Source organism: Rufibacter ruber (assembly GCF_001647275.1).
Lineage (GTDB): Bacteria > Bacteroidota > Bacteroidia > Cytophagales > Hymenobacteraceae > Nibribacter > Nibribacter ruber_C.
Genome location: NZ_LRMM01000110.1, coordinates 1 through 9012 on the forward strand (window position 1 = coordinate 1; position 9012 = coordinate 9012).

General features: G+C 44.4%; 5 protein-coding genes. 1 reads left to right on the top strand and 4 read right to left on the bottom strand.

Features of this window, described 5'->3' with window-relative positions; all coding sequences use genetic code 11:
• Positions 1–46: 46 nt before the first annotated feature.
• The 4 genes from uxuA to A8O25_RS21420 form a co-directional block, all read right to left on the bottom strand.
• Positions 47–1216 carry a mannonate dehydratase gene (gene uxuA / locus A8O25_RS21405; protein ID WP_066839568.1) on the bottom strand — a complete coding sequence of 390 codons (1170 nt, stop codon included), beginning with the start codon at positions 1214–1216 and terminating at the stop codon, positions 47–49.
• Positions 1217–1362: 146 nt separating this feature from the next.
• Positions 1363–2985 (bottom strand): endo-1,4-beta-xylanase, encoded by a 1623-nt coding sequence (locus tag A8O25_RS21410; RefSeq protein ID WP_066839570.1) that lies wholly within the window; start codon positions 2983–2985, stop codon positions 1363–1365.
• Positions 2986–3050: 65 nt separating this feature from the next.
• Positions 3051–4895, bottom strand: coding sequence for a RagB/SusD family nutrient uptake outer membrane protein (locus A8O25_RS21415; RefSeq protein ID WP_082893821.1), 1845 nt, complete (start codon positions 4893–4895; stop codon positions 3051–3053).
• A gap of 16 nt (positions 4896–4911) precedes the next feature.
• The gene (locus A8O25_RS21420; protein WP_066839572.1) at positions 4912–8040 is read right to left on the bottom strand and encodes a SusC/RagA family TonB-linked outer membrane protein; all 3129 of its coding nucleotides are present in this window, start codon (positions 8038–8040) and stop codon (positions 4912–4914) included.
• Positions 8041–8545: 505 nt separating this feature from the next.
• Between A8O25_RS21420 and A8O25_RS21425 the strand changes: the two genes are divergently transcribed.
• On the top strand, positions 8546–9012 hold a 467-nt coding region (locus A8O25_RS21425), incomplete at its 3' end, for a LacI family DNA-binding transcriptional regulator (RefSeq protein WP_153042870.1).

Consider the following 9012-nt stretch of genomic DNA (forward strand, 5'->3'; position numbering starts at 1 on the left):
TTTTCGCCTGTTTTTACAAAAACAGGCCGAAAACAGAAAATACCGGTTAATCTGCGAAGAGGGAACGGCTAATTCCCAGCTCTAAGCCCCGCAGCTCGGCAAGGCCGCGCAAGCGGCCAATGGCCGAATAACCGGGGTTGGTCACCTTGTGCAGGTCGTCCAACATCTGGTGACCGTGGTCCGGACGGAAAGGAATTGGCTGCTCCCGCTTCTGATTGATAGCCACCAGTTCTTTCATGACGCCATACATATCTACATCACCGGCCAAGTGGTCAGATTCATAGAAGTTCCCGTTTTCGTCTTTCAGCACGTTGCGTAAGTGCGCGAAGTACACCCTATGCCCCACCGCTTTCAGAATTTCTACCGGATTATTGTGTGCGCCCGCTCCCAGAGAGCCTGTGCAGAAGCAGATGCCGTTTGCCTCCCGGTCTACCCGCTGAATGATAAACTCCAAATCTTCCCGGTTAGAGGCAATGCGGGGTAGTCCCAAGATGGGAAACGGCGGATCATCTGGGTGAATGGTCATTTTGATGCCGGCTTCTTCGCAGACATCCATGATGGACTCCAGAAAATTGGCTAGGTTTTCCCTCAACCCGGCATGGCCAATGTTCTTATAGATTTCTATGCTTTGGGTGAGGTGTTCTAAAGTGATAAATCCCTCCATGGGCACTCCCATCCTGATGATCTCACTCAAGTGATCAAGCTGCTCCTGTGAATAAGTCTTGCTCCGCTCCTCAGCGAGCTGAACAATTGACTCCGCATAGTCTTTTTCAGCGCCCTCCCTTTTCAGGATGTACAGGTCAAATACCGCTAGGTCTGCCCAATCAAAGTACAAAGCCTTGGCTCCGTTCTGGAGCTCCAGCGCCAGGTTCGTACGCGTCCAGTCCAGCACCGGCATAAAGTTGTAGCAAACAGTGGTCAGACCGCAGGCTGCCAGGTTGCGCAAAGACTGACGGTAATTTTCCAGATACATCTCATAGTTGCCAGTGCGGGTTTTAATGGCCTCGTGCACAGGCACGCTCTCTACCACCACCCATTGCAGACCGCTTTCTTCTATGATTCGTTTGCGATCCTGGATTTCCTCCAGTGGCCAAACGGCGCCGTGGGGTACATGGTGCAAGGCACTGACAACGCCCGTTGCCCCGGCCTGTTTGATGTCTTGGAGGGAAACAGGGTCTTGGGGACCGTACCACCTCCAGCTCTGTAGTAATGACATAGTTGTACGTAATGAAACGCAGCTAATAAAAATTTTGCTGGTAAAAAGGTGATTTGACTTGATTCTGAAGAACGTGTAGCCCAGACAGGCAAGAGAAAAGCGGCAGATAAGGTTGTCTCACCTGCCGCTTTTGAATTGATGAAAACTTATTTATTTGCTTTCAAAGTTTGTAGTAAAGCAGAATAAGCAGGCTTTTTGTTGTAATCCTTGTCAAATAGTAGCGGGAAATCATTTTTGTTCAACGTCAATACCAACCAACTAGTAGGGTCATTCACTCCCCAGATAGTAAAGCCATGACGTTGGTTGGCAGGTACATATTTAATATAAGACTCCAACACAAATTTATACATGGCAGCCTGTAATCCTCTGTGCTGAGCATCATCTGTAATATAGGAAAGTTCAGAAGGATTCAATTGCACATCTAATTCAGATACTCTCACTAACAGCCCGGTAGCAGCCAGCTTCTTGAACATGTTTACAATACCGGCATAGGAGGTATTTGTTGAGATATGCATTTGAGTACCTATCCCATTGATCTTGGCGCCTTTTTGCTTTAGCTCCATAGTGTACTGAATCAAAGAATCAAGTTTTGCATTGTTAGATTCCAGATTATAGTCATTGATAAAAAGTAATGCATTGGGATCTGCGGCAGCGGCGTACTGGAAAGCTTTCAACCCCCAATTCCTTCCCAGATAATCTGCCCAAAAAAACTTATCTGTGGCTGTTGCCGGAATAGTGCCTGAATTTGCTCTTACACGTAACGCTCCGTTTCCGTCTGCCATGGGTTCATTGACTACATCCCAGGCTTTCACTTTGCCCTTGTAGCGGGTAACAGTCTGAGAAATGAAAGTTTGCAGTGCGTTGTCTACTTTGGCTGCAACTTCAGCACCCGTAGGAGGAGCTGTTGTAGAAGCATCTACTACCGAGAAGTTATCTAAGAAATAAGTATTGGCTGTACTCCCAATATCTATCATTATACGAGTTTGGGCATCAGTAGCCGGAAAGGTCCAGGTAAATTGCCCCCAATCTGTAGAAGTGTTAAAATCTGGAGAATATTGAGGCGTACCACCTTGTGTTGATAAACGCATTTTTCCTCCTGCATTGGCTGCTTTGATATGAAAGGTAACTCTGTATTGCTTTCCTGTTTGCGTAGGGAAAAGGTCACTTGCCACTTGAATGTTCCAGGGGTTCCCATTCGCAGCGACCACTACTTTCAGTCCTCTGGCCCCCTCTTGCTTCTCAGTAGCCACAGTAGTTGCTGAAACCGAAGAGGCGCCATTCCAGACTCCCCAGTTAGTAAAGCTGTTACCACTCCCTGCTTCAAAACTTCCGTTCAAAATAAGGTTTTGTGGAGCAGGCCCAGAACTTCCGGCTAAAGAGTTTAGATATGTAGCGTTTTGATTTGAGTGCCAGCCCAGGGTATGGCCAAAAACTTCCAACCCTGCAGCAGAAGCCGCATCAAACAGTCTGTCTGCACTGGTAAAATCAATGCTGCCATCATTTCTCACCAATGCCCCATGCTTCATGTGGTATTCAAAAGTGACATTATCTGCCTCTCTTACAACTGCCGCTTTATAGTTAGGGTCAGACATGAATTGATTGTAATTGATAGCCATTCCTATAGGAAAGGAGGCCGCATCTTTTAATGACCCTTCTGTGTCTGTATAATTACCAAAGTTCATGCTGCCAAACTCATCTGGCTCACAGGCAGACAATGTGGCTGCAAAAGCCAATATTGCCCACGTATATTTTTTAAAACTAGCTTTCATAATGGTCTTGGTTTACCCGCCATTCCTTAGCATTCACTAAAGGCGGGAAGTTTAATTTCTAATTATTAATAACCAGGATTCTGAGGAAACTCATTCTTGTTTGTCAAGAGGTCCAACTGGGTACCAGACGGGATAGGTCTAAGCATATGGAATTCTTTTACATTTGGTGCCCCCTGCACGTTGTACGCCTTTACCCGTTCCACTAGTGTGCGAGTTCTTGCCAAATCATACCACCGCATATATTCTCCATACAACTCACGTGTTCTTTCACGGAGAATTAAATCAAGCGTAACCTGGCTACTAGTGATAGTCATAGCTTGAATGGCATCAGCCATTCCAAAACCTGTCGGATAGCTGGTTCTGTAAGCAGCACGGCGTCTGATGGCATTAATCATGTCTGCAGCATCTTGCAATCTATCAGCTTTAAAAGCCGCCTCTGCCGCAATAAGATACGTTTCCCCTAATCTCATCAAAATAATGGGTCTATCTGATGGGTCATTAAAGTGCTGCCGAGTAGGGTCTAAATGCTTGGTCATAGTAGGAAACCATTCAACAGTATACTCTGAAGGGGCCAAAATCACACCTTTCAACTTCTTACGCTCTTCCTCTGTCACTTCTCTACCAGGTAGGTAGAGAGCAGTGTCTCCTTTTACCAGTGTGCCCCGTGAAGTAGTAGGCGGGGTAATGTTGGTAGTGCTTCCATCCTCCCCTGCAGTACCGGTTGGTCTATTATACAGCCAGACCTTCTGAAAGGTCTTGTCATATCTGGAGTCAAAGTCACGATTGAAGGAGGCACTAATATCTTTGTTATCAAAGGTTTGATAAGTATAGGGGGTTGGTCGGAATCTGCGGAATGGGCGTCCGTAATTCACATCTCTTGCCACTAGTTTGCCTGTAGCTGATTGTTGGGCAGAGGTTAAACCAGAGATACCTCTGTTTAAGGGCATGTCTTGGGTGTAAAACATTACCCAGTAATGATTAGAACGGTTCTCTTTATTACCGTTATCAGGAGCAGACCCTTGATTGTAACCACTCTCTGAGAACACAGGGTCTGTGTTACGATCCATTACAAACAATGCTTCTTTGCCGTACTCATTCCCATTTCTGAAAACATCAGCAAAGTCCTGCTCCAGGTCTACCCCGTAAGTGGCACGGTTATCAATTAAAGACTTAGCAGTATTATATGCACTTACAAAGTCTGTTTGCCCATTCCCTTCTCTTGCATTCGGATTCCATCCTTTTGTTAGATAGACTTTGGCCAGAAGGTGCAACGCTGCAGGTTTAGAAGCTTTTCCTTTTGAGCCGTTTGCAGTTGCCGGTTTGTCAGGTAATTGACCAATTGCTTCTGTAAGATCTTTGATGATTGCCTCATACACTTGCTTAACAGGGGTTCTGGTTGCAGTGGTATTGGGAGAGGTATTAAAGGTAAGGCTCAATGGAACGTCTCCAAAGTTCTGAACCAACATGAAGTAGAAAAAAGCCCTTAAGAATTTTGCCTCACCCAGGAGGTTGTTCTTCTTATCACTCGCCATGTTGGCGTCTGGACCAAACTGCAGAACTCCATTCATGTTATTAATAGCCACATAGCTATTGTTCCAGATACCACCAATAGCACCGTCTTGTGGCGTAATATTAGTGTAGGAATGGTAGTCCAGGTTACCATCTCCCCCTCTTACTACCTCATCTGTACCTGCTACTGCAGTACCTGCAAAACCTTCACTTCCCCAAAAATATCTACAGATTGCATAAGAGGCATTTACCCCTGCCTGCAGCCCGTCTGGTGTAGAAAAATATTCTGGTCCTAAGTCAGCACGGTAATCTGCCTCTAATATGTCTTGACACCCCATTGGGGCCATTGCCATCAGGGACAATGCCAACAGAGTAGATTTTATATTTCTATGAAGTCTCATTTTATTTTCTTAAAAATTAGAATTTAACATTAACACCAACCATAAATTGTCTAGTTGAGGGGGTAGTTAATCCGACGGTAATAGCTCTGTCAGTAACCCCCGCAGAACTACCCTGTGATTGCACAGCTCCTCCAGTTCCAGTACCTTCCGGATCAAAGCCTAAACCTGACCTAATAAATGGTGAGTACAATAAAAATGGATTCTGCGCGGTTACATAAATTCTAGCGGAGCTCATTCCTATCCTGTTTATCAGGGTGCTTGGCAGGGTGTAGCCAAAATTGATGCTTCTAACCTTTATAAAAGAGGCATCATGGTACCCCAGTGTAGAGGAATAAGGAATGCGGTCTGAGGAAGCCGTAGGCAACGGGAAACTGTTAGTAGGGTTATTAGGTGTCCAATAATCTACATTAACTTGATTAGAGCGGCTATTACCAAAACCAAAATAACCTGTTCCACTACCGTCATTCTGCAGATATGTAGCAACCAGGGTACCTCCCATTCTAGCAAAAAGAACAAAGGAGAGATCAAAGTTTTTATAGGCAAAACGCTGGGTTGTGCCGCCAATCCAGTCAGGTTGGAAAGTTCCCACAACAGAGCGATCCAGATCATTTATTATTCCATCTGGCACACCATCTGGTCCGCTGATATCTGCCAGTTTTATCTGACCTGGTTTCGCATTGAATTTAGCGGCGGCCTCTGCTTCGTCTAGCTGCCAGATTCCTAACTTGGTATAGTCATAGATAACATTCACCGGCTGCCCTACAAACCATCCATTTCCCACATTCTGTTTAGTGGTCTCTTCTTCTAACCTTACTATTTTTTCTCTGTTGAGCGAGAAGTTGAAGTCTGAAGTCCAGGAGAATCCTCCAGCAGTCTCTACATTGACAGTAGATAAATTGAACTCAATGCCCTTGTTCTGTGTGTTAGCGGCATTTGTCCAATAATTGTCTACACCATTACTTCTAGGTAAATCTTTTCTTACCAACAGGTTGTCAGTATTCTGCTTGTATACTTCAAGGGAGCCCGTGATGCGGTTATTCAAGAACCCAAAGTCTACTCCAACATTATATTGCTTTGTAGCCTCCCATCTTAAATCCAGGTTTGGCAAACTTGATATAAAATAGCCAAACACATTATCGCTACCATAGTTATACCTGTTTCTGGCCAAAGAACCTCTTGTTGCATTTGCAGGGATTCCTGGATTTCCTGTTACCCCATAACCGGCTCTTAATTTCAGTAATGAAATGGCTTCCAGATTACTCATAAAATCTTCATTAGAGATATTCCAACCTAGGGACAAAGCAGGGTAACTAATGAATTTATTTACCGGGAAAACGTTTGAACCATCTCTTCTGAAAGTGGCGGTTAACAAGTATCTGTCATTAAATGCATAGTTAACTCTACCCATGAAAGACATTAATCCTCCTTTTGTATAACCACCCCCCGCAATAGTTTGAGTATTAGCCAGAGTGAAGTTATAGTATTGAACAGCTTCAGACGGGAAGTTATTTCCGTTCATGCTGGAGGCATTGGATTGGTCAATCTGCACACTGTACAATCCGGTGAAAGTTAACCGGTGTTTTTCAGCAAATGTTTTTTCGTAAATCAGCAAGTTTTCAAACGTAGCAGTATAGCTTTCTCCATTCTCTAAAGTAGCTCTGGCGCCAGCAGTGGTAGTGGCTGCAGGGTTTAAAATTGTATTGGGGCCTGTATAGGTTCCTCTTTGGTCATGACGGAAATCAAGCCCCATGTTCAATCTATATTTTAGTCCATCAATTATGCTCACTTCACCATAAATACTATTGAAAGTCCTCAACCTTCTACGTCTGTCAACAATGGCATCACTATCTCTCAAGGTCAAAGGGTTCATAGTAGCAGTTTGATCTACTGTGCCCTCCATAGGAAACTTATTGATAGAACCGTCTTCGTTATATACAGGAGCCAGTGGGGTGATGCGGGCAATGTTATACATGGGGCTCAATCCTTCACCATTAGTATAGCTCAAGGTGTTCATGTTGTTGAACCCAACTCTTATTCTCTTTCCAATTTTGGCATCAATTGTATTACGGAGGGAGAAACGTTCAAATGATTGGCCTGGCAAAATCCCCTCTTCCTTAAAATAGCCGGCAGATACTCCATAGGTCAGTCCTTCTGAACCACCAGATATGCCTAATTCATGGTTGGTTACGTACCCTGTCTGCAATGCCACATCTAGCCAATCTGTATCAGTGCCATTCTGGATACCTTTAAGTTCCATTGGCGAATAACCGGCTGTGTATTGTGCCAGGTTACGGAACGCCACAAATTCTTGCGCATTCATGAGGTCATATTTACCAAATGGCTTAGCTATACCGTAATAAGCATTATAGCTTAATCTAGGCTTTCCTTCTTCGCCGCGCTTTGTAGTGATAAGAATAACCCCATTTGCTCCTCTGGAGCCATAAATAGCGGTGGCAGAAGCATCTTTCAACACATCAATGCTCGCTACGTCATCTGTGTTTAAATCATTAATGCTTCCTCCGTACGGAATCCCGTCTATTACGATCAAAGGATCATTTCCGGCATTCAGCGACCTGTTTCCCCTAATTCTTATCTGTCCTCCTGCACCAGGGCGTGAACCCGTACGTGCGATGTCCAAACCTGCCACACGACCTTGTAGCGCCTGGACCACATTAGCCGTAGGCACCTCTCTTAACGCATCTCCCTTGATAGAAGCCACCGCCCCAGTCACATCAGATTTCTTTTGAGTACCATACCCAACCACAACAATCTCATCTACCAGTTGCTGGTCCAGAGCAAGGCTAACATTCACAGAGGTTCTACCATTTAAGGATACTTCCTGGGCCTGATAGCCTATAAATGAGAACACCAATGTCCCATTACCATTAGGTACCATTATGGAATAGCCTCCATCTATACCAGTAGGCGCTGCAGTAGTAGTTCCCTTTAAAAGGACAGTAACACCGGGCAATCCTGCTCCTGACTGATCGGTCACTTTACCGGTAACCGTCACGGCACCTCCCTGGGCAAAGAGCTGCCCGTTAGCAAAAAGAAGGAAAGCAACCATCATGACCATTTTCATGGCCTTCTGGCACCCCCCTAAAAGAATCATTGATCTAGGATTTTGAGTAAAATCACATTTCATAAGTGAGACATTAAGGTTAACGTTTGCTTGTTGGTGTATTTATAATCAGATAATCACATCTCTCATGCAGCGCCCGGCTAACATGTCAACTACCTCCATGGGGTAAGTATGTGCACCATACCGCTGGCCATACCAGATCTCACTTAACTACTCCTCTCCTCGTTGCGGCTCTACAAACTTGAATATTATTTTCTGATATTACAACCGATTTCATAAATAATTATCAAAAATATTTTCCCTAAATCTACCTTTCATTATTAATATGACAAGATTTAAGGATTTCCCTCTCAAAAGGCGCTAAATACTCTTTCTTCCCTCTAGTTAAATCTCTCTAAAGCTAACCCTTTACCTGTTTTGAAATATTTTTAATAAGAAAAATGAGCAGAATGTTAGTATTCAGCGCATATTTCAATGATCTTTCATAACTTACCGCCAAAGAAAAGCAGGTATAGATCATTTTTTTTTGAAACCGATTTCATATATTTGCTCTTGTTATCTGCAACTCATGGAGAAAGATGTTACTATATATGATATAGCTAGGGAACTAGACTTGTCGCCAACCACCATCAGTAGAGCCTTGAATGACCACCCTGCTGTCAATAAAAAGACAAAACAGCGTATCAATGAGGCAGCTGAACAAATGGGGTATAGGTCTAACCTGTTTGCAAGCAACCTACGGAAGCAGCACACCAATACGATTGGCGTGATTGTTCCCCGGCTGAACAGCCCCTTTATGTCTTCTGTCATCGCCGGCATGGAGAAAATAGCCAATGAGGCCGGCTATAACCTGATTATCAGCCAGTCTTTGGAGACGCTGGAGAAGGAGAAAGCAAACGCAAAGACAATGTTTGACAGCCGGGTAGACGGCCTCTTGGTTTCCCTTTCGTATGAAACCGAAAACCTGGACCACTTTGAATCCTTCATAAGCAGAGGCATTCCTTTGATTTTTTACGACAGGGTGGCTGAACACAA